This window comes from Lysobacter enzymogenes, assembly GCF_017168095.1.
In the GTDB taxonomy this organism is placed as follows: domain Bacteria; phylum Pseudomonadota; class Gammaproteobacteria; order Xanthomonadales; family Xanthomonadaceae; genus Lysobacter; species Lysobacter enzymogenes_D.
In genome coordinates this window covers 1-17469 of sequence record NZ_LXSD01000357.1, presented here as the reverse complement: position 1 = coordinate 17469, position 17469 = coordinate 1, and the positions used below count along the sequence as shown (strand labels likewise).

Here is a 17469-nt window from a genome sequence, read left to right as displayed (position 1 = left end):
CTTGCGACGCGAGCGGGCGGCCCCGCGGTCGCGACTTGCGTCGCTCCTACAGGGCTAGCCCGACGATTGCGTAGATCGGGGAACTACCTGTAGGAGCGGCGCGAGCCGCGACCGCAAATCCTGGCTTACGACGCAAGCGGGCGACCCCGCGGTCGCGACTCGCGTCGCTCCTACAGGGGCCCAGGGTGGCGCGCGGAGGGCTCAGCGATTCAGGGATTCGGGGTGGCGGACTTGTCCTTCGCCGCGCACAACGAAGCGTTCGATGGTCAGCGATTCCACGCCCATCGGGCCGTAGGCGTGCAGGCGGGTGGTGGAGATGCCGATCTCGGCGCCGAGGCCGAGTTGGCCGCCGTCGTTGAAGCGCGAGGAGGCGTTGACCATCACCGCCGAGCTGCGGGTGCGGCGGACGAAGGCGTCGGCGGCCGCGGGGTCTTCGCTGGCGATCACTTCGGTGTGGTCGGAGCCGTACTGGGCGATGTGCGAGAGCGCTTGGTCGAGGTCGTCGACAACGCGCGCGGCGATGATGAGGTCGAGGTATTCGGCGGCGTAGTCGCTGTCGTCGGCAGCGGCTACGTCGATGCCGCTGTCACCCGCCAATGCGCGGATGCGTTCGCAGCCGCGCACTTGCACGCCGCGGCCTGACAGCGCCGCGAGCGCGCACGGCACGAAGGCGGGTGCGATGTCCTGGTGCACCAGCACGGTTTCCAGCGCGTTGCACACGCCCGGGCGCGAGGCCTTGCCGTCCACCAGCAGGTTCAATGCGAGGTCGAGGTCGGCGGCGCGGTCCACGTAGAGATGGCACACGCCCTTGTAGTGCTTGATCACCGGCACGCGTGCGTGTTCGGCGACGAAGCGGATCAGGCTTTCGCCGCCGCGCGGGATGGCGAGGTCGATCAGGTCAGACAGTTGCAGCAGTTCCAGCACGTGTTCGCGCGCGGTGTCTTCGATCAGCGACACCGCCGCGATGGGCAGGCCGCGTTCGCGCAATGCAGCGTGTAGCGCGGCGGCGATGGCGGCGTTGCTGGCGCGCGCTTCCGAGCCGCCGCGCAGCAGTACGGCGTTGCCGGCCTTCAGGCACAGCGCGGCGGCGTCGGCGGTCACGTTGGGGCGCGATTCGTAGATCATCGCGATCAGGCCCAGCGGCACGCGCTGGCGTTCGATGGTCAGGCCGTTGGGCCGGGTTTCGCTGCGGACGACGCCGTCGAGCGGGTCGGGTTGTGCGGCCACTTCGCGCAGGGCGGCGGCGATGGCGGCCAGGCGCGGCGGATCCAGGCGCAGGCGGTCGAGCATCGCGGCGCTGAGGCCGGCGGCTTCGCCACGGGCGATGTCGTCGGCGTTGGCGGCGAGGATGGCCTCGCGTTGCGCGTCGAGCTGGCCGGCCATCGCCGCAATCAGCGCGGCGCGTTCGGCGCCGTCGAGCGCGGCCAGGGTCAGCGAGGCCGCGCGCGCGCGTTCGGCGAGAATGCGTACGTAACCGCTCATTGCGCTGCCTCCTGGCTGTTCGATTCGAAACTCGCGGATTCCACGATGGCCGCCGGCGCCGACGCGGCCGCCTTGTCGCCGATCATGACCAGATCGTCGCGATGCACCACCGATTCGCCGTAACCGAAGCCGAGCACGGCCTCGATGTCGCGGCTGTGGCGGCCCTTGATGCGCACCAGTTCGCCGGCGCTGTACTGCACCAGCCCGCGTCCCACCGCGTCGTCGCCTTCGGCCACGCGCAGCTCGACCACGTCGCCGCGGCGGAATTCGCCCTGCACCGCGACCACGCCGCCGGGCAGCAGCGAGGCGCCGCGCACGCGCAGGGCGTTGGCGGCGCCGGCGTCGATCAGCAGGCTGCCGCTGGCCGGTGCGTGGCGCAGCCATTGCTTGCGCGCGCGCAGGCGGTCGCTCTGCGCGGCCACCAGGGTGCCGTGCAGGCGGCCCTGCGCCAGCGCATCCACCACTTCGCTGTCGCGGCCGCAGAACAAGGCGGTGGCGACGCCGGCGGTGGCGGCCTTGGCTGCGGCTTCGAGCTTGGTGCGCATGCCGCCGGTGCCGAGTGCGCCGGCGCCGCCGCTGGCGGCGAGCAATAGCTCGGGCGTGACCGCGGCGACGCGCTCGATCGGCCGCGCGTTCGGGTCGCGCTGCGGGTGGCCGCTGTAGAGCCCGCCGATGTCGGTGGCGATCAGCAGCAGGTCGGCATCGACCAGCGAGGCCACCGCGGCGGCGAGGTTGTCGTTGTCGCCGAGCTTGAGCTCGTCGACCGCGACGGTGTCGTTTTCGTTGATGACCGGCAGCGCGCCCAGCCGCAGCAGTTCGCGCAGCGAGGCGCGGGCGTTGAGGTAGCGGCGGCGATTGCGCAAGTCGTCGTGGGTCAGCAGCACCTGCGCGACCGGCACGCTGGACAGCTGCTGCCAGAACGCGATCAGCGAGGCCTGGCCGAGCGAGGCCAGCGCCTGCCGCAGCACCAGTCCGTCGCCGCCGGCCTGGATGCGGCTGCGCCCCGCGGCGACCGCGCCGGACGACACCAGCACCACTTCGCGCTGCTGTTCGCGCGCGCTTTCGATGAAGCGCGCCAGGCCCGCGGCGTAGCGCGGATCGAGTCCGCCGCCGTCGAAGCCGGCCAGCAGGCTGCTGCCGACCTTGAGCACGGCGCGGCGCCAGGACGGCAAAGGCTGCGCGGCGAAGTCCTTTGCCGTCGCGCTCATGTGAGTTCCTTCAGGCGCGCTTGCAGCACCTCCAGGCGCAGGTCGGCGGCGGCGCCGGGCGAGACGCGCGCGGCGAGGCTGGCTTCGGGATCGCCCTGCGCCCAGCGCGCCGGGTCGGCCGCTTGCTTGTAGGCGTCGCGGAACGGCAAGCCCTGGCGGGCGAGATCGACGGCGAGATCGGTGGCGTACATCGACGGGTCGAGCGCGGCGCGCATCGCCTGCGGCTTCCATTCCAGGTTGCGCAGCAGGTCGGGCAGCAGTTCCAGCGCGCCGAGGCCGCGGCCGAACGCGTGGAAGATCGCGCCCTTGGAGAATTGCAGGTCGCGGTGGTAGCCCGAGGGCAGCGACAGCAGGTGTTCGATCTCGGTGCGCGCGGCGGCGACGGCGGAGTAGCTGGCGCGCATGAGTTCGATCACGTCGGGGTTGCGCTTGTTCGGCATGATCGAACTGCCGGTGGTGTACTCGGCCGGCAGCGCGACGAAGCCGAATTCGGCGCTGGTGAACAGGCTCAGGTCCCAGGCCAGCCGGCGCAGGTCGAGCAAGGCGGTGGACAGCGCGTCGATCGCGCCGAGTTCGAACTTGCCGCGCGAAAGCTGCGCATACGCGGCCGCGACCTGCATGCGGCCAAAGCCGAGCGCGGCGGTGGTGTGGTCGCGCGCCAGCGGCAGGTTGACGCCGTAGCCGGCGGCGCTGCCGAGCGGGTTGGCGTCGACCCAGTCCAACGTCTGCTTCGCGCGCACCGCGTTGTCGATAAAACCTTCTGCCCAGGCCGCCCACCACATGCCGGCGCTGGAAACCACGGCGCGCTGCAGGTGGGTGTAGCCCGGCAGCGGCAAGTCGCGCTCGGCCGCGGCGCGCGCCAGCGCGACCTCGGCGGTCTCCACGCACAGCGCGTGCACGCGCGCCAGGCGGTCCTTCAGCCACAGGCGGGTGGCGACCAGGATCTGGTCGTTGCGGCTGCGGCCGGTGTGGATCTTGCGGCCGGCGTCGCCGAGGCGTTCGATCAGCCGGCCTTCGATGGCCGAATGGCCGTCTTCGAAGCGCTCGTCGAGGACGAAGCGGCCGGCGCGGAAGTCCTCGGCCAGCACGTCGAGTTCGCGCGACAGGCCGTCGAGCTCCTCGGCGCTGAGGATGCCGATCTGCTGCAGCCCCTGCGCATGCGCGCGGCTGGCCTGGATGTCGAACACGAAGAATTCGCGATCCAGGATCACGTCCTCGCCGGCGAGGAAGTTCTGGATGCGCGCGTCGACTTTGACGCCGGGTTTTTGCCAGAGGAGATCGGACATGGGGGGAGGCTCGGAGGGATCGTGTGGGAGGGCTAGGAGATAGCGGTTAGAAGTTAGGAGATAGCAAGAGCGGCAATGCCGCTTTTCGCTATCTCCTATCTCCTATCGGCTATCTCCTATGAATTTGACAGCGTCGCGCGGCGCCAAGGTCACGCGCTCGCCCGTCGCGCGCCGCTTGAGCTCCACCGTGCCCTCGCCCAGGCCGCGGCGGCCAAGGATGATCTGCCACGGCAGGCCGAGCAAATCCATGCGCGCGAACTTCACTCCGGCGCGCTCGTCGGTGTCGTCGTGCAGCGCGTCCAGGCCGAGGGCTGCGAGCGCGTTCTGGATGCCGGCGCAGACTTCGCCGACCTGCGCGTCGCCGGGGTCGAGATCGACGAGGCCGACGTTGAACGGCGCCACCGCGTCGGGCCAGACGATGCCGGCGTCGTCGTGACCGGCTTCGATGATCGCGCCGAGCAGGCGCGACACGCCGATGCCGTAGGAGCCGCCGTGGATGGGCTTGTCGCCGCCGTCGGGGCCGGTCACCAGCGCCTTCATCGGCGCCGAATACTTGGTGCCGAAGTAGAACACCTGGCCGACCTCGATGCCGCGCGTCTGCAGGCGGCGCTCGGCCGGCACTTCGCGTTCGAAGCGCTCGAAGTCGTGCACGTCCTCGGTCGCGGCGTAGGGCGCGGTCCATTGCTTGACGATGGAATCCAGGTCGCCGTCGTAGTCGACGCCGGCGCCGGGGATCGGCAGGTCGAGCACGGCCTTGTCGCAGTAAACCGCCGACTCGCCGGTCTGCGCCAGCACCAGGAACTCGTGCGAGAGGTCGCCGCCGATCGGGCCGGTTTCCGCGCGCATCGGGATCGCGCGGATGCCCATGTGGGCGAAGGTGCGCAGGTAGGCGACGAACATGCGCTGGTAGGAGCGGCGCGCGGACGCTTCGTCGAGGTCGAACGAGTACGCATCCTTCATCAGGAACTCGCGGCCGCGCATCACGCCGAAGCGCGGGCGCTGCTCGTCGCGGAACTTCCACTGCACGTGGTAGAGGTTCAGCGGCAGCGCGCGATAGCTCTTGACGTTGGCGCGGAAGATCGCGGTGACCATGTCCTCGTTGGTGGGCCCGTACAGCAGCTCGCGCTCGTGGCGGTCGCGGATGCGCAGCATCTCCGGGCCATAGGCGTCGTAGCGGCCGCTTTCGCGCCACAGGTCGGCCAGCTGCAGGGTCGGCATCAGCAGTTCGAGCGCGCCGGCGCGGTTCATTTCCTCGCGCACGATGGCTTCGATCTTGCGCAGCGTGCGCAGGCCGGCCGGCAGCCAGGAATAGATGCCGGCGGCTTCCTGCCGGATCAGGCCGGCGCGCAGCATCAGGCGGTGCGAGGCGATCTGCGCCTCGGCGGGGTTTTCCTTCAGGGTGGGCAGCAGATAACGCGACAGACGCATGGCTTTACTCCGAACGCTGGGCCCGGACGCGGGCCGACGGTCTTACCGGGTGTCCCTTGCAGGCAAGGGCGCCTGGGGGACTCGGCCGGCCGCGCGCAGCGCTTGCAGCGGCCGGGCGAGTGCCCTGCCCCTTTGCGCGCAAAGGGGCAGCGCAAGCGTCACGGTCGCGGTCGCGGGTGGGCGTCGATGCCGCTCAGTTCGTCGTAGCCGAAGGCCAGGTTGAGGTTCTGCAGCGCCTGCGTCGCCGCGCCCTTGAGCAGGTTGTCGAGGGTCGACACCACGACCACGCGGCGGCCGTCTTCCGACAGCGCGAAGCCGCCGACCTCGACGTGGTGCCGGCCGGCGATGGCGCTGACCCACGGCGCGTCTTCGGTCACACGCACCAGCGGCTCGCCGTCGTAATGGCGGTGGTAGTGCTCGACCAGTTCCTCGCGGTCGAAGCGGCGTTCCAGATGCAGGTTGGAAGTGACGGTGAGGCCGCGGAAATGCGGCGCCACGTGCGGCATGAACTCGACCGGATGGCCGAGGTGACGGGTCACTTCGCGCTCGTGCAGGTGGCCGGTCAACGCGTACGGCATCAGGTTGTCGCGCAGTTTGTCGGGGTCGTTCTTGTCCGAAGGCGTGGTGCCCGCGCCGGAATAGCCGGACACGCCGAAGCATTGCACCGGCCCTTCCAGCACGTTGAGCAGCGGCGCGATCGCCAGCTGCATGGCGCTGGCATAGCAGCCGGGGTTGCTGATGCGGCGCTGGCCGTGGTAGCCCGCGCGGGTCAGTTCCGGCAGGCCGTAGTACCAGCGGTCGTCGAAGCGGTAGTCGGCCGACAGATCGACGACGACCGGGTCGACGCCGGCCGCGTCGAACGCGGCCACGCAATCGGCGGCCTTGCCGTTGGGCAGCGCCAGCACCACCGCGTCGGCGCCCAGGCCGGGCAGTTCTTCGTGGCTGGGCGAGCTGTAGCGCAGCTCAGGGTTCTTGGCCGCGTATTCGGGAATGTGGTCGGCGAGCCTCTGCCCGGCCAGCTCGCGCGATGACACGAAAGCCAGCTCGAACTGCGGATGCGCGGCGATCAGGCGGACCAGATCGGCGCCGACGTGTCCGCGCGCGCCGACGATGCCGATGGACTTAGTCATGCGCGCCACCCGCGGCGTGTCGGTCGAGTTTGTATTGCAGGTTGTGCTTCACCGCCGGCCACTCCGTATCGATGATCGAGAACGCGACCGTGTCGCGTGGGCTGCCGTCGGCATGGCGGCGATGGTTGCGCAGCACGCCGTCCTGCTTGGCGCCCAGGCGCGCGATCGCGGTGCGCGAGGCCAGGTTGAACCAGCTGGTTTCGAAGCCTACCGCAATGCAGCCCAGGGTTTCGAACGCGTGTCCCAGCAACAGCAGTTTGGCCTGCGTGTTCAGGCCGGTGCGCTGCACGCGCGGGGCGTAGAAGGTGTAGCCGATCTGGACGCGCGGGACCGCGGCGTCCATGTCGTAGTAGCGGGTGCTGCCGACCACCTCGCCGCGCGCGTCGAGCACCGCGAACGGCCAGGCCACGCCCTTGTCGCTCATCGCCAGGGCCGCGGCGATGTAGCCGTCCACGCCTTCGGGCGCCGGCACGTTGGTGTACCAGGCCTTGGCCAGCTCGCCGCCAGCCAGGGCCGCGCGCAGGCCGTCGGCGTGGGCGTGGCTCAGCGGCTCCAGCGCGACGTGCTCGCCGCTCAGGCGCGGTTGCGCGGTCCAGGCTGCGTTGCCCATCTCAGTCCTCCAGGGTCGGCGTGCGCCGGCCGGCGTAGTCGACGCAGGCGGCGATCTCGTCGAAGCCGTCCATGCCGTACCAGAACACCTTCCACTTCTCCTGTTTCAGGCAGCCGTCGGATTCGGAGTAATAGAACGGATTGACCGGGTTGCCGTGGCGCGAGCGCCAGAACACGCTCGGATTCTGCTCGCGCATCACCTGCCAGACCGCGCGGCCGAGGCCTTCGCCCTGGGCGTCGTCCAAGACGGCGAACTTGTCCAGGTAGGTGCGGCCGTCGTCGGCTTCGATCAGCACGATCGCGGCGCGGTAGTTCTCGCTGACGTAAGCCTGCTTGAGCCTGGTGTCGTCGAAATAGCCGTCGACCAGCTTGCGGCCGAACGCCGAGTCGATCAGCCCGCGCAGGCGCGTCAGGTCCAGCTCGTCCCAGCGCGACGCCTGCAGCACGCGCTCGCCGCGCCGCACCAGGGTGCCCGAGCCCTTGTGGGTGAACAGTTCCTTGGCCAGTTCCGACGGCTTGGTGATCGACACCGACGAGGTCAGCGGCAGCTTGTCCAGCAGGTCCTTGATCTGTTCGATCTTGACCTTCATGCCGCCGTTGATCCACGGCTGCTGGATCAGGTGTTCGTACTCGGTCGACAGGTTGATCGAATCGATCACCCGGCCGTTGTCGTCGAGCAGGCCGCCGGTGCCGGTCAGGAACACGATCTTGTACGGCTGCAGCACCTGCACCAGTTCGTTGGCGGCGAAGTCGGCATTGACGTTGAGGATCTGGCCGCCGGCGGTTTCGCCGAGGCTGGCGATGACCGGGATCGAACCGGCCTGCAGGCTGGCTTCGATCGGCGCGAGGTTGACCCGCTTCACTTCGCCGACCAGGCCGTAGGTGTCGCGGTCGAGATAGTCGGCTTCGAACACGCCGGAAATGATGGAAGTGGCGCGGCCGTCGCCGGATTGCAGCGCCTCGACCAGCTTGAGGTTCTGCGACTGGAACACCCGGCGCACGATCGCCAGCGCTTCGGGCGAGGTCACGCGCAGGCCGCCGACGGTCTGCTTGACGATGCCGGCGGCCGACAGCTCTTCGTCGAGCTGCGGGCCGGCGCCGTGGATGACGATGGGCGTCAGGCCGACATCCTGCAGGAACGCCAACGACGAGGTCAGCGCGGCGAGGTCGTCGCGCAGCACCGCGCCGCCGACCTTGACCACGGCGAAGCGCTTGGAATCGAGCTGCGAAAAGCGCTTGAGGTACTGCGAGATTTCCTTGGCCGAGGCCATGCTCGACAGCAGCCGCACGATGGTCTGGCGGGTCTGCAGGTGATTGTCCATGGCAACGCTCATTGCGCCTTGCTCCCGATGATGCGCGCCACGCTGCGGGCGTAGCGTTCGAGTTGTTCCAGCGCGACCCATTCGTCGGCGGTATGGGCCTGGGCGATGTCGCCGGGGCCGTAGACGATGGCGGTCAGGCCGGCGGCCGAGAACAGCGAGGCTTCGGTCCAGAAGTCCACCGCGTTGCCGATCGGCAGGTTGAGCGCGTCGGCGAGGTCGCGCGCTTCCAGGCGCCGGTTCTCGGCGTCGGCGACGTCGCCGGCCGGCAGCGGCGGGCCGCGGAAGGTTTCCTCGTAGCGCTCGATCGCGCCGGCATCGGTCAGCGTGCCGAAGGTTTCGTGCAGGCCGTCGATGGATTGCGACGGCAGCGGACGGAAGCCGAAGCGCAGCTCGGCGCTCGACGCGATCATGTTGGCCTTGATCCCGCCTTCGATGCGGCCGATGTTGAAGCGCAGCCCGGTCAGGCCGCCGAAGCGCTGGTGCGACTGCGCTTCGACGTGGTCCAGCGCCTTGCCGCCCCAGCGCACCGCCTGGTGCAGCGCGCTGGCCTGCAGGGCGTTGGCGCCGGAGGCATGCCCGGCGACGCCGCGGAAGCGCAGCAGCACCGAGCTGATGCCGCGATGCGCCAGCACCGCCTCGCACATCGTCGGCTCGGCGACGATGGCTTCGGTGAAGCCGTGGTTGCTGGCGAGGAAGCCGGCGATGCAGCGCGCGTCGTTGGCTTCCTCGTCGGTGGAGAACAGGAACGCGGCATCGCCGTCGGTGACGGCCGCCGCGGCCAGCAGGCCCGCGGCCGCGCCCTTGATGTCGCAGGCGCCCAGGCCGACGGCGCGGTCCGCGCCGACGCGCAAGGTATGCGGGTCCGCGCTCCAGGCTTCCGACGAGGGCACCGTGTCCAGGTGCACGTTGAACAGCCGGCGCGGATTGCCGCGCACGGCCAGCATCGACACCGCGCCGGCGCCGAAGTCGGTCACCTCGATGCGGAAGCCGGGCAGCTGGCTGCGCAGGTAATCGAAAATGCCGCCTGTGCCGATGTCGCGCGGCGGGTTGCGGGTGTCGTGGGAGACCAGGGCTTGGAGATGTTTGAGGACTTCGGAGAGCATGGTCGGGTTCGAGTCTTTCGCTTGAATGCGCAAGAGGAGATAGCGGATAGGAGTTAGGAGATAGCAGGAGCAGGAGCAGGAGCCGCTTTTCGCTATCTCCTAACTCCTATCCGCCATCTCCTAAGCATTCATCCCTTGCGATTGATCTCCGCCCACAACGTGCTGCTCATTCCGAACAGCTTGATGAAGCCCTCGGCCTCGGCCACGCCCCAGTCGGCGGCTTGCGCGTAGGTCGCGCCCTTGGCGTTGAGGATGTGCTTGGACTCGATGGCCACCGCGTTGACGGTGCCGCCGTTGGTTTCCAGCACCACCTCGCCGTTGACCGTGCCCTGCGAGCTGGCCAGGAACGCTTCCAGGTCGGCCTTGAGCGGGTCGTGGTAGAAGCCTTCGTACACCAGCTCGACCCATTTGCGCGCCACGTCGGGCTTGAAGCGGTTCTGCTGCTTGCTCAGCACCGCCTCTTCCAGCGCGCGGTGCGCGGTCAGCAGCGCGATCAGGCCCGGCGCTTCGAAGATGATGCGGCCCTTCAGGCCGATGGTGGTGTCGCCGGTGTACAGGCCACGGCCCACGCCGTATTGCGCGAACAGCGCGTTGAGCTTGGCCAGCAGCGTGTGGCCGGCGATCTTTTCGCCGTCCAGCGCCACCGCTTCGCCGTTTTCGAACGTCAGCTTGACCCGCAACGCCTGCTGCGGCCACTGCGCGCGCGGCTTGCACCAGCCCACCGCGCCCTCGCCCGGCGCCTGCCAGCGGTCGATCTCGCCGCCGGACATGGTCAGGCCGAGCAGGTTCTCGTTGATGGTGTAGGCCTTCTGCTTGGCGCGCACGCCGAAGCCGCGCTCTTCCAGGTACTTCTGCTCGTAGGCGCGGACTTCGGTGTGTTCCTTCTGGATTTCGCGGATCGGCGCGACGATTTCGTAATCGCCCAGCGCCTTCACCGCCAGGTCGAAGCGGACCTGGTCGTTGCCCATGCCGGTGCAGCCGTGGGCGATGGCCCGGGTGCCCAGTTCGGCGGCGCGCGCGAGCGCGGCTTCGACGATCAGGTAACGGTCGGACACCAGCAGCGGGTACTGGCCCTGGTAGCCCTCGCCGGCCCACACGAACGGCTTGACGAAGCCCGACCAGATCGCCGGGCCGCCGTCGACGGTGACGTGGCTGGCCACGCCGAGTTCGGCGGCGCGCTGCTCGATGAAGGCGCGCTCCTCGTCGTCGACGCCGCCGGTGTCGGCGAACACGGTGTGCACGGCCCAGCCGCGTTCTTGCAGGTAGGGCACGCAGAAGCTGGTGTCGAGGCCGCCGGAGAAGGCGAGGACGATGGCGCGGTCGGTCATGGGAATCTCGGGAAGAAGGTAGCGGATAGAAGGTAGGAGATAGCGAAAGCGGGAGCGCGGAGGGGTGGGGAGATCGGCGAAACGCTTTTCGCTATCTCCTAACTCCCATCCGCTATCTCCTAGATCAAAGCGGCCATAACCGCCTTCTGCACATGCAAGCGGTTCTCGGCTTCCTCGATCGCGATGCAGTTCGGCGAATCCATCACCGCGTCGGTCGCCTTGACGTTGCGGCGCAGCGGCAGGCAATGGCTGAAGACGCCGTCGTTGGTCAGCGCCATCTTGGCTTCGTCGACGATGAAGTGCTTGTACTGGTCGCGGATGGGCTTTTCCGGGCCCCAGTTGCCGAAGTACGGCAGCGCGCCCCAGCTCTTGGCGTAGACGACATCGGCGCCGGCGTAGGCGCTTTCGATGTCGTGGCTCACCCGCAGCGAGCCGCCGCTCTCGGCGACGTTCTGCTCGGCCCAGCCCATGTAGCGCTCGTCGAGCACGTACTCGGGGGTCGGGCACAGCAGGGTCACGTCCATCCCCAGGCGCGTGGCGATGGTCAGCGCCGAGTTCGCCACCGCGGTGTTGAGCGGCTTGGGGTGGTAGGTCCAGGTCAGCACGTACTTCTTGCCGCGCAGGTCGGTGGTGCCGAAGCGCTCCTGCAGGGCCAGCGCGTGGGCCAGCTCCTGGCAGGGATGGGTGATGGTCTCCATGTTGATGACCGGCACCGGCGAATACTGGGCGAAGGCCTTGAGCACCACGTCCTGGCGGTCGTAGGCCCAGTCGACGAACTTCGGGAACGCGCGCACGCCGATCAGGTCGACGTAGCGGCCCAGCACCCGCGCCACTTCGGCGATGTGCTCCTCGGTGTCGCCGTCCATCACCGTGCCCAGGTCGAACTCGATCGGCCACGCGTCCTTGCCCGGCTGCAGCACGACGGCGTGCGCGCCGAGCTGGAACGCGCCGAGTTCGAAACTGGTGCGGGTGCGCATGGACGGGTTGAAGAACACCAGGGCGATCGACTTGCCCTTGAGCTGGTCGCCGAGCTTGTTGCGCTTGAACGCGGCCGCCTGCGCCAGCAGCGCGTCGAGGTCGGTACGCGACCAGTCCTGGGTGTTGAGGAAGTGCTTCGTCATTCGGCGGTCTCGAGGTGAGGCGGGTTATGAAGCGGGGGCATGCAGCGGGGTTGTAAAGCGGGGTTAGGGAACTGGGGATGTGAAGCGATCCGGACCTTGAGGAAGTTGCGCAAATACAGGTGCTTCGCCGCTCCAGTTCCCCCACCCCCAACCCCGCTCTGCGTTTCAACCGCCCAAAACAAAAAAGCCCAGCGCTAGGCTGGGCTTTTCGTGTGTGCGGCTTGTTACACGAACGACGGCGCGATCCGTCACCCAGCGGATTGGCAGGGCAACGGTCGGCGCGCGCGCGAGGTCATGCCCGCCGCCATGTAGGCGGAGGTCAGAACGTCGGCGTCGGCGTAGTTCGGGTTCATGAGGCCGCGAATGCTGCCATGCGGCGGGCGCGGGCGCAAGCCGCCCGGGCTGGCCGAGCTGGGAACCGGGAGGGTATCGGCGCCCGCGGGCGCCCGGAAAGGCATCGGCCGGCGGCCGTGGCGGGGCCGTGCGCTCAGCGCGCGGTGCTGATCGGCGCCACTACCGGGGTCACCGCGACCCGGACCTTGAGCTTGTTGCCGGGGTCTTCGGGCAGGCGCGAGCGGAACCGGTTGCCCTTGTAGACGTAGTCCACGTCGTAGGCGATCGGCCGGCGGAACTCGCGCTCCACCGGCACCGGGCGGCAGTTCTCGCCGGTGCTGGGCTTGGGGTCGCGCTCGCGGCCCAGGGCCTCGCGCACCGTGCCCAGCACCCGCTGCAGGCGCGAATCGGCCTTGCCGTCCTCCGGGTCGCACTGCTGCTCGACCGTGGTCGCGCGCAGGGTCTGGTAGACCGGGGTGACCCGCAATACCTGGGCGTAATCGAAGCGGACGTTCTCGGCCTGCAGCACGGTGGTGTGCTGCTGGGCCGGCGCGGGCGCCGTCCACAGGACCGCCACGGCGCCGGACAGCGCCAGGATCGGGACCTGTAGAAGAAGTCGGTTCATCGGGCTCGCGGCGCTGGATTCGTGAATAAAGTGTAAGAGCAGTCTGCCGGGACGGCCTGAATCCCGCCTTTAGGCCCCGTGCCGCCGGCGCTCGCGCGGGTCCGCCGCGGCCCGGCCGACGGCGCCGGATCGGCCGAAGTTCGACCGATTCGCCGGATCCGGCCGGGAATTAGTGGCCCGCCCGACACACTCGGCCGCTAGAATGAACCCGAACCCAAGCCCTGCGTCCATGAGCCTGCATCTCTACAACAGCCTGTCGCGACAGGTCGAAGCCTTCGCCCCGCTGGATCCGGCCCGCCCGACGATGTACGTCTGCGGCCCCACGGTCTACAACTACGCCCATATCGGCAACGCCCGCGGCCCGGTCGTGTTCGACGTGCTGGCCGGGCTGCTGCGCCGCCGCTACGGCGCGCTGGCCTATGCGCGCAACATCACCGACGTGGACGACAAGATCAACGCCGCGGCGGCCGAGCAGAAGGTGCCGATCTCGGCCATCACCGAGCGCTTCGCCGCGATCTACCGCCAGGACATGGGCGCGCTGGGCGTGCGCCTGCCGGACATCGAGCCGGCGGCGACCGCGCACATCGGCGAAATCGTGACCATGATCGAGGGCCTGGTCGCCAGCGGCCACGCCTACGAGGCCGAAGGCCACGTGCTGTTCTCGATCGAGAGCTACCCCGATTACGGCAAGCTCTCGCGCCGCGACATCGACGACATGCGCGCCGGGGCGCGCATCGAGGTCGCGCCGTACAAGCGCGACGCCGGCGATTTCGTGCTGTGGAAGCCCTCCACCGGCGACCTGCCCGGCTGGGATTCGCCCTGGGGCCGCGGCCGCCCGGGCTGGCACATCGAATGCTCGGCGATGGCCGCTGCCCACCTGGGCGCGACCATCGACATCCACGCCGGCGGCAACGACCTGATGTTCCCGCACCACGAGAACGAGATCGCGCAGAGCGAATGCGCGCACGGCGGCAAGGTGTTCGCGCGGTTCTGGCTGCACAACGGCATGCTGACCTTCGACGGCGAGAAGATGGCCAAGTCGCGGGGCAACATCGAGACCGTGCACGACCTGCTGCGCAAGCATCCGGCCGAAGCGCTGCGCTACGCGCTGCTGTCGGCGCACTACCGGCAGCCGCTGGACTGGTCGCCGGAGCTGATCGAACGCTGCGCGCGCACGCTCGACCGGCTGTACGGCACCTTGCGCGACCTGGCCGGCGTCGATGCCGGCGATGTCGCCATTCCGGCCGAGATCGAGGCGGCATTGAACGACGACCTCGGCACGCCGCAGGCGCTGGCCGAGATCGCGCGCATCGCCTCGGAGGCGCGCAAGGCCACCGACCCGACCGAACAGGCGCGGCTCAAGCGCGAACTGCTCGGCGCCGGCCTGGCCCTGGGCCTGCTGCAGCAGGATCCGGCCGCATGGTTCGCCGGCGCCGCCGGCGATCAGGACGACGAACGCATCCAGGCCTTGGTCGACGAACGCAACGCGGCCAAGAAGGCGCGCGACTTCGCCCGCGCCGATGCCATCCGCCAGCAGCTCGCCGAGGAAAACATCCTGCTCGAGGACACGCCGCAGGGCGTGCGCTGGGTGCGCAAGCGCCCCGAGCCCCAGAAGACCGAAACGGCCGGTTCGTGATTTGCGTCCGCCCGGACCTTGTCCGGGCGGGCCCGCGCCGCCACTTAGCGATCCGATGAACGCCCCCGCCCTCCCCGCCTCGCCCTTCCCGCTCGAACCCACCGCCGCCGACGCCCAAGCCGCGATCCGCGACGAATTCGCCTTCTTCGGCGACTGGTCCGAGCGCTACCAATATCTGATCGATCTCGGCCGCAAGCTGCCGGACCTGCCGGAGGCCTGCAAGACCGAGGAGCACCGGCTGCTCGGCTGCCAGTCGATGGTCTGGATCGTGGTCGAGGGCGATGCCGACAGGCTCGTCTTCCACGCGATCAGCGATTCGGCCATCGTCTCGGGCCTGATCTACCTGGCGCTGCGCGTCTACAGCGGCCGCAGCGCCACCGAGATCGCCGCCACCTCGGCCGACTACATCGCCGACATCGGCCTGGCCAAGCATCTCTCGCCGACCCGCAGCAACGGCCTGGCGGCGCTGCTGGCCTACATCCGCGAACAAGCGCAACGGCGGCTGTGAGCGAGGCCGCCGCCCGCGCCGACGATCCGCAGGACCCCGACGCAGGCGGCCCGATCAGCGCCTCGCAGTTGCTGCGCAACCCCGGCTTCGCCGGCCTGCTGATCTATCGCCTGCTGGCGATGCTGTCGTACCAGATCGTCGCGGTGACGGTCGGCTGGCACGTCTACGAACTCACCCGCGATCCGCTCGCGCTTGGCATGATCGGCCTCACCGAGGTCGTGCCCTACTTCTGTTTCGCCCTGTTCGCCGGCTACGCGGTCGATCACCTGCCGCGGCGCAAGCTCGGCATGTTCGCCTGCCTGGGTTTGCTGCTGACCACGCTGATGCTGGCCGGCGTCGCCAGCGGCAGCTTGCCGGCCGGCGCGTTCGGCATCGGCACCTTCACCATCTTCGCCGCCATCGCCATCAACGGCGTGGTCCGCGCGTTCCTGTCGCCGGTGTACATGTCGCTGTTCGCGCGCGTACTCAAGCGCGAGCACTTCGCCCGCGGCGCGGGGGTGAGCAGCGTGGTGATGCAGACCGGGCTGGTGCTGGGCCCGGCCCTGGGCGGCGTGCTGGTGGCCTGGGGCGGCAAGACTTCGGCTTACTTGGTCGCGGCGGCCTTCGCCCTGGCCGGCGCGATCGCCATCATCACCCTGCGCGTGACCGAACCGCCGCCGCCGGCCGAACGCGCGCCGGTGTTCCGCAGCATCGGCGAAGGCCTGCGCTTCGTGTTCAACAACCAGGTCGTGCTCGGCGCGCAGGCGCTGGACATGTTCTCGGTGCTGTTCGGCGGCGCGGTCGCGCTGCTGCCGGCCTTCATCCACGACGTGCTGCATTACGGCCCCGAAGCGCTGGGCGTGCTGCGCGCGGCGCCGGCCGCCGGCGCGGTGATGATGGGGCTGTGGCTGGCGCGGCATCCGCCGCAGAAGCATGCCGGGCGCCTGCTGCTGTGGGCGGTGGCCGGCTTCGGCCTGTGCATCATCGGCTTCGCCCTGTCGCGCGAGTTCTGGCTGTCGGCGCTGATGCTGATGCTGTCGGGCATGTGCGACGGCGTGTCGGTGGTGCTGCGCTCGACCATCCTGCAGTTGTCGACGCCCGACGAAATGCGCGGGCGGGTGTCGTCGATCAACGGCATCTTCATCGGCTCGTCGAACGAACTGGGCGCGTTCGAATCGGGCCTGGCGGCCAAGCTGATGGGCCTGGTGCCGTCGGTGATCTTCGGCGGCTGCATGACTCTGGCCGTGGTCGGCGCCACCGCCAAGCTGGCGCCGAAGCTGCGCCGGCTGGATTTGCGCGATCTGCAGTGAGGCCGCTCAGCGCGGCCGGTCGCGGGTGCGGCCGCGTTCGTCCTTCGCGGCCGGCGGCTTGCGCAGCGCTACCGCGATCGCGCCCACCAGCGCGACCAGGCCATTGAACAAGCCCAGGCCGATGGCGAGGAACGCGTCGCCGTAAGCGGCCGCATAACTGGTGTGGACGTCGTGGCTGGCCAGGTTCCAGGCCAGCACGCCGAACACGGGCGATCCCAGCAGCAGGTTGAGCGCGAACATCGCCACCGCGGCGTAGCGCAGGTAGCCGCGCGACCAGCGCCACAACAGGCCGTTCCAGCCCAGCACCAGCACGGGGCCGAGGATCAGCACGAGGTCTTCCATGTCCGGATTCTCCTGGCCCCGAATTCTCCTGGCGAAGCCGGCATCCTAGCCGCATTCGCCGCGCGCGGCGGCGTCAGCCGCGCTGCGCCCATTGCGCGTACAGGCCGGCCTCGTCGTGCGGCCGCAGTTGCCGCAACGGCAGGATCTGCTGCGCCGGCGGCAGCGCCATCTGCGCATAGACCGCGGCGGTGGACAGGCCGAACGCTTCGCCGTCTTCGTTCGAATAGGCGTAGTACGCGGCCTCGACGCCGGCCAGGTGCATCGCCGCCAGACACATCGGACAGGGATGGCCGCTGGCATAGATCGTGCAGCCCGTCAGCCGGGTCAGGCCCAACGCGTGCGCGGCCATGCGGATCGCCAGCAGTTCGGCGTGCGCGGTCGGATCGCCGGTTTCGACGATGCGGTTGGCGGCGCGCGCGATCGCCTGCCCGTCGCGCACCAGCACCGCGCCGAACGGGCGGCCGCCGGCGGCGGCGTTGGCGCGCGCCAGGGCGATGGCTTCGCGCATGAAGTCGAGGTGGCGCGGGTCGGCGGGACGGTCGGTCATGGCGGGCTCCGGCGGCGGCGAGGAGGACAGCGTGCCTGCGCGGGGCGCGCGCGGCGTGGATCGATCTTGGCGGTTCGCGGCCACGGCTGTCGCCGTAGCCGTAGCCGTAGCCGTCGCTGTCGCTGTCGCTGCGGCGCGGTGCGGCGCGGCGCGGTGCGGTGCGGCGGGCGCG

16 protein-coding genes are annotated in these 17469 nt (G+C 69.6%); 3 read left to right on the top strand and 13 right to left on the bottom strand.

Features of this window, described 5'->3' with window-relative positions; genetic code table 11:
- Positions 1 to 201: 201 nt before the first annotated feature.
- The 11 genes from A7A76_RS13930 to A7A76_RS13880 all read right to left on the bottom strand — a co-directional run bounded on the left by A7A76_RS13930 (position 202) and on the right by A7A76_RS13880 (position 12975).
- A complete protein-coding gene (locus A7A76_RS13930; RefSeq protein ID WP_206411748.1) occupies positions 202 to 1482 on the bottom strand; it encodes a glutamate-5-semialdehyde dehydrogenase in 1281 nt (426 codons plus the stop codon).
- Complete coding sequence (gene proB / locus A7A76_RS13925; protein ID WP_206411747.1) at positions 1479 to 2690, bottom strand: glutamate 5-kinase; 1212 nt, start codon at positions 2688 to 2690, stop codon at positions 1479 to 1481. Before proB ends, A7A76_RS13930 begins: the two co-directional genes overlap by 4 nt.
- Complete coding sequence (gene argH, locus A7A76_RS13920; RefSeq protein WP_206411746.1) at positions 2687 to 3976, bottom strand: argininosuccinate lyase; 1290 nt, start codon at positions 3974 to 3976, stop codon at positions 2687 to 2689. Before argH ends, proB begins: the two co-directional genes overlap by 4 nt.
- 102 nt (positions 3977 to 4078) lie before the next feature.
- Positions 4079 to 5404, bottom strand: a complete 1326-nt coding sequence (gene proS, locus A7A76_RS13915) for a proline--tRNA ligase (RefSeq protein ID WP_206411745.1) — start codon at positions 5402 to 5404, stop codon at positions 4079 to 4081.
- A 158-nt stretch (positions 5405 to 5562) separates the two neighbouring features.
- Complete coding sequence (gene argC / locus A7A76_RS13910; RefSeq protein WP_241200939.1) at positions 5563 to 6534, bottom strand: N-acetyl-gamma-glutamyl-phosphate reductase; 972 nt, start codon at positions 6532 to 6534, stop codon at positions 5563 to 5565.
- Positions 6527 to 7144, bottom strand: coding sequence for a GNAT family N-acetyltransferase (locus A7A76_RS13905; RefSeq protein ID WP_206411743.1), 618 nt, complete (start codon positions 7142 to 7144; stop codon positions 6527 to 6529). Before A7A76_RS13905 ends, argC begins: the two co-directional genes overlap by 8 nt.
- A 1-nt stretch (position 7145) precedes the next feature.
- Entirely contained in the window at positions 7146 to 8477 is a 1332-nt protein-coding gene (locus A7A76_RS13900) for an acetylglutamate kinase (protein WP_206411742.1), read from the bottom strand.
- Entirely contained in the window at positions 8474 to 9568 is a 1095-nt protein-coding gene (locus A7A76_RS13895; RefSeq protein WP_206411741.1) for an acetylornithine deacetylase, read from the bottom strand. The genes A7A76_RS13900 and A7A76_RS13895 overlap by 4 nt, the downstream gene beginning before the upstream one ends.
- Positions 9569 to 9696: 128 nt before the next feature.
- Positions 9697 to 10896 carry an argininosuccinate synthase gene (locus A7A76_RS13890; RefSeq protein ID WP_206411740.1) on the bottom strand — a complete coding sequence of 400 codons (1200 nt, stop codon included), beginning with the start codon at positions 10894 to 10896 and terminating at the stop codon, positions 9697 to 9699.
- Between the two features lie 119 nt (positions 10897 to 11015).
- Positions 11016 to 12017: an N-acetylornithine carbamoyltransferase gene (locus A7A76_RS13885; RefSeq protein ID WP_206411739.1), complete on the bottom strand. Its 1002-nt coding sequence runs from the start codon at positions 12015 to 12017 to the stop codon at positions 11016 to 11018.
- Between the two features lie 487 nt (positions 12018 to 12504).
- Positions 12505 to 12975, bottom strand: coding sequence for a hypothetical protein (locus A7A76_RS13880; RefSeq protein ID WP_206411738.1), 471 nt, complete (start codon positions 12973 to 12975; stop codon positions 12505 to 12507).
- A 229-nt stretch (positions 12976 to 13204) separates the two neighbouring features.
- Here A7A76_RS13880 and cysS point away from each other — a divergent pair, with 229 nt between their 5' ends.
- The 3 genes from cysS to A7A76_RS13865 are packed head-to-tail and all read left to right on the top strand — an operon-like array spanning position 13205 to position 16408.
- Positions 13205 to 14611, top strand: a complete 1407-nt coding sequence (gene cysS, locus A7A76_RS13875; protein ID WP_206411737.1) for a cysteine--tRNA ligase — start codon at positions 13205 to 13207, stop codon at positions 14609 to 14611.
- A 55-nt stretch (positions 14612 to 14666) separates the two neighbouring features.
- Positions 14667 to 15119 carry a SufE family protein gene (locus A7A76_RS13870; RefSeq protein WP_206411736.1) on the top strand — a complete coding sequence of 151 codons (453 nt, stop codon included), beginning with the start codon at positions 14667 to 14669 and terminating at the stop codon, positions 15117 to 15119.
- Between the two features lie 53 nt (positions 15120 to 15172).
- On the top strand, positions 15173 to 16408 hold the full coding sequence (locus A7A76_RS13865; protein ID WP_206411768.1) for an MFS transporter: 1236 nt from the start codon (positions 15173 to 15175) through the stop codon (positions 16406 to 16408).
- Between the two features lie 6 nt (positions 16409 to 16414).
- Here the strand turns inward: A7A76_RS13865 and A7A76_RS13860 are convergent, their stop codons facing one another.
- Positions 16415 to 16750, bottom strand: coding sequence for a hypothetical protein (locus tag A7A76_RS13860; RefSeq protein WP_206411735.1), 336 nt, complete (start codon positions 16748 to 16750; stop codon positions 16415 to 16417).
- Between the two features lie 73 nt (positions 16751 to 16823).
- Positions 16824 to 17297: a nucleoside deaminase gene (locus A7A76_RS13855; RefSeq protein ID WP_206411734.1), complete on the bottom strand. Its 474-nt coding sequence runs from the start codon at positions 17295 to 17297 to the stop codon at positions 16824 to 16826.
- Between the last annotated feature and the right edge of the window lie 172 nt (positions 17298 to 17469).

Excerpts from the sequence above, each read along its gene's own strand:
- A7A76_RS13880 (WP_206411738.1), bottom strand. The coding sequence starts at position 12,975 with ATGAACCGACTTCTTCTACAGGTCCCGATCCTGGCGCTGTCCGGCGCC.
- A7A76_RS13860 (WP_206411735.1), bottom strand. The coding sequence starts at position 16,750 with ATGGAAGACCTCGTGCTGATCCTCGGCCCCGTGCTGGTGCTGGGCTGG.
- proB (WP_206411747.1), bottom strand. The coding sequence starts at position 2,690 with ATGAGCGCGACGGCAAAGGACTTCGCCGCGCAGCCTTTGCCGTCCTGG.
- proS (WP_206411745.1), bottom strand. The coding sequence starts at position 5,404 with ATGCGTCTGTCGCGTTATCTGCTGCCCACCCTGAAGGAAAACCCCGCC.
- A7A76_RS13930 (WP_206411748.1), bottom strand. The coding sequence starts at position 1,482 with ATGAGCGGTTACGTACGCATTCTCGCCGAACGCGCGCGCGCGGCCTCG.
- A7A76_RS13895 (WP_206411741.1), bottom strand. The coding sequence starts at position 9,568 with ATGCTCTCCGAAGTCCTCAAACATCTCCAAGCCCTGGTCTCCCACGAC.
- A7A76_RS13890 (WP_206411740.1), bottom strand. The coding sequence starts at position 10,896 with ATGACCGACCGCGCCATCGTCCTCGCCTTCTCCGGCGGCCTCGACACC.
- A7A76_RS13870 (WP_206411736.1), top strand. The coding sequence starts at position 14,667 with ATGAACGCCCCCGCCCTCCCCGCCTCGCCCTTCCCGCTCGAACCCACC.
- cysS (WP_206411737.1), top strand. The coding sequence starts at position 13,205 with ATGAGCCTGCATCTCTACAACAGCCTGTCGCGACAGGTCGAAGCCTTC.
- argH (WP_206411746.1), bottom strand. The coding sequence starts at position 3,976 with ATGTCCGATCTCCTCTGGCAAAAACCCGGCGTCAAAGTCGACGCGCGC.
- A7A76_RS13900 (WP_206411742.1), bottom strand. The coding sequence starts at position 8,477 with ATGAGCGTTGCCATGGACAATCACCTGCAGACCCGCCAGACCATCGTG.
- A7A76_RS13855 (WP_206411734.1), bottom strand. The coding sequence starts at position 17,297 with ATGACCGACCGTCCCGCCGACCCGCGCCACCTCGACTTCATGCGCGAA.
- argC (WP_241200939.1), bottom strand. The coding sequence starts at position 6,534 with ATGACTAAGTCCATCGGCATCGTCGGCGCGCGCGGACACGTCGGCGCC.
- A7A76_RS13905 (WP_206411743.1), bottom strand. The coding sequence starts at position 7,144 with ATGGGCAACGCAGCCTGGACCGCGCAACCGCGCCTGAGCGGCGAGCAC.
- A7A76_RS13885 (WP_206411739.1), bottom strand. The coding sequence starts at position 12,017 with ATGACGAAGCACTTCCTCAACACCCAGGACTGGTCGCGTACCGACCTC.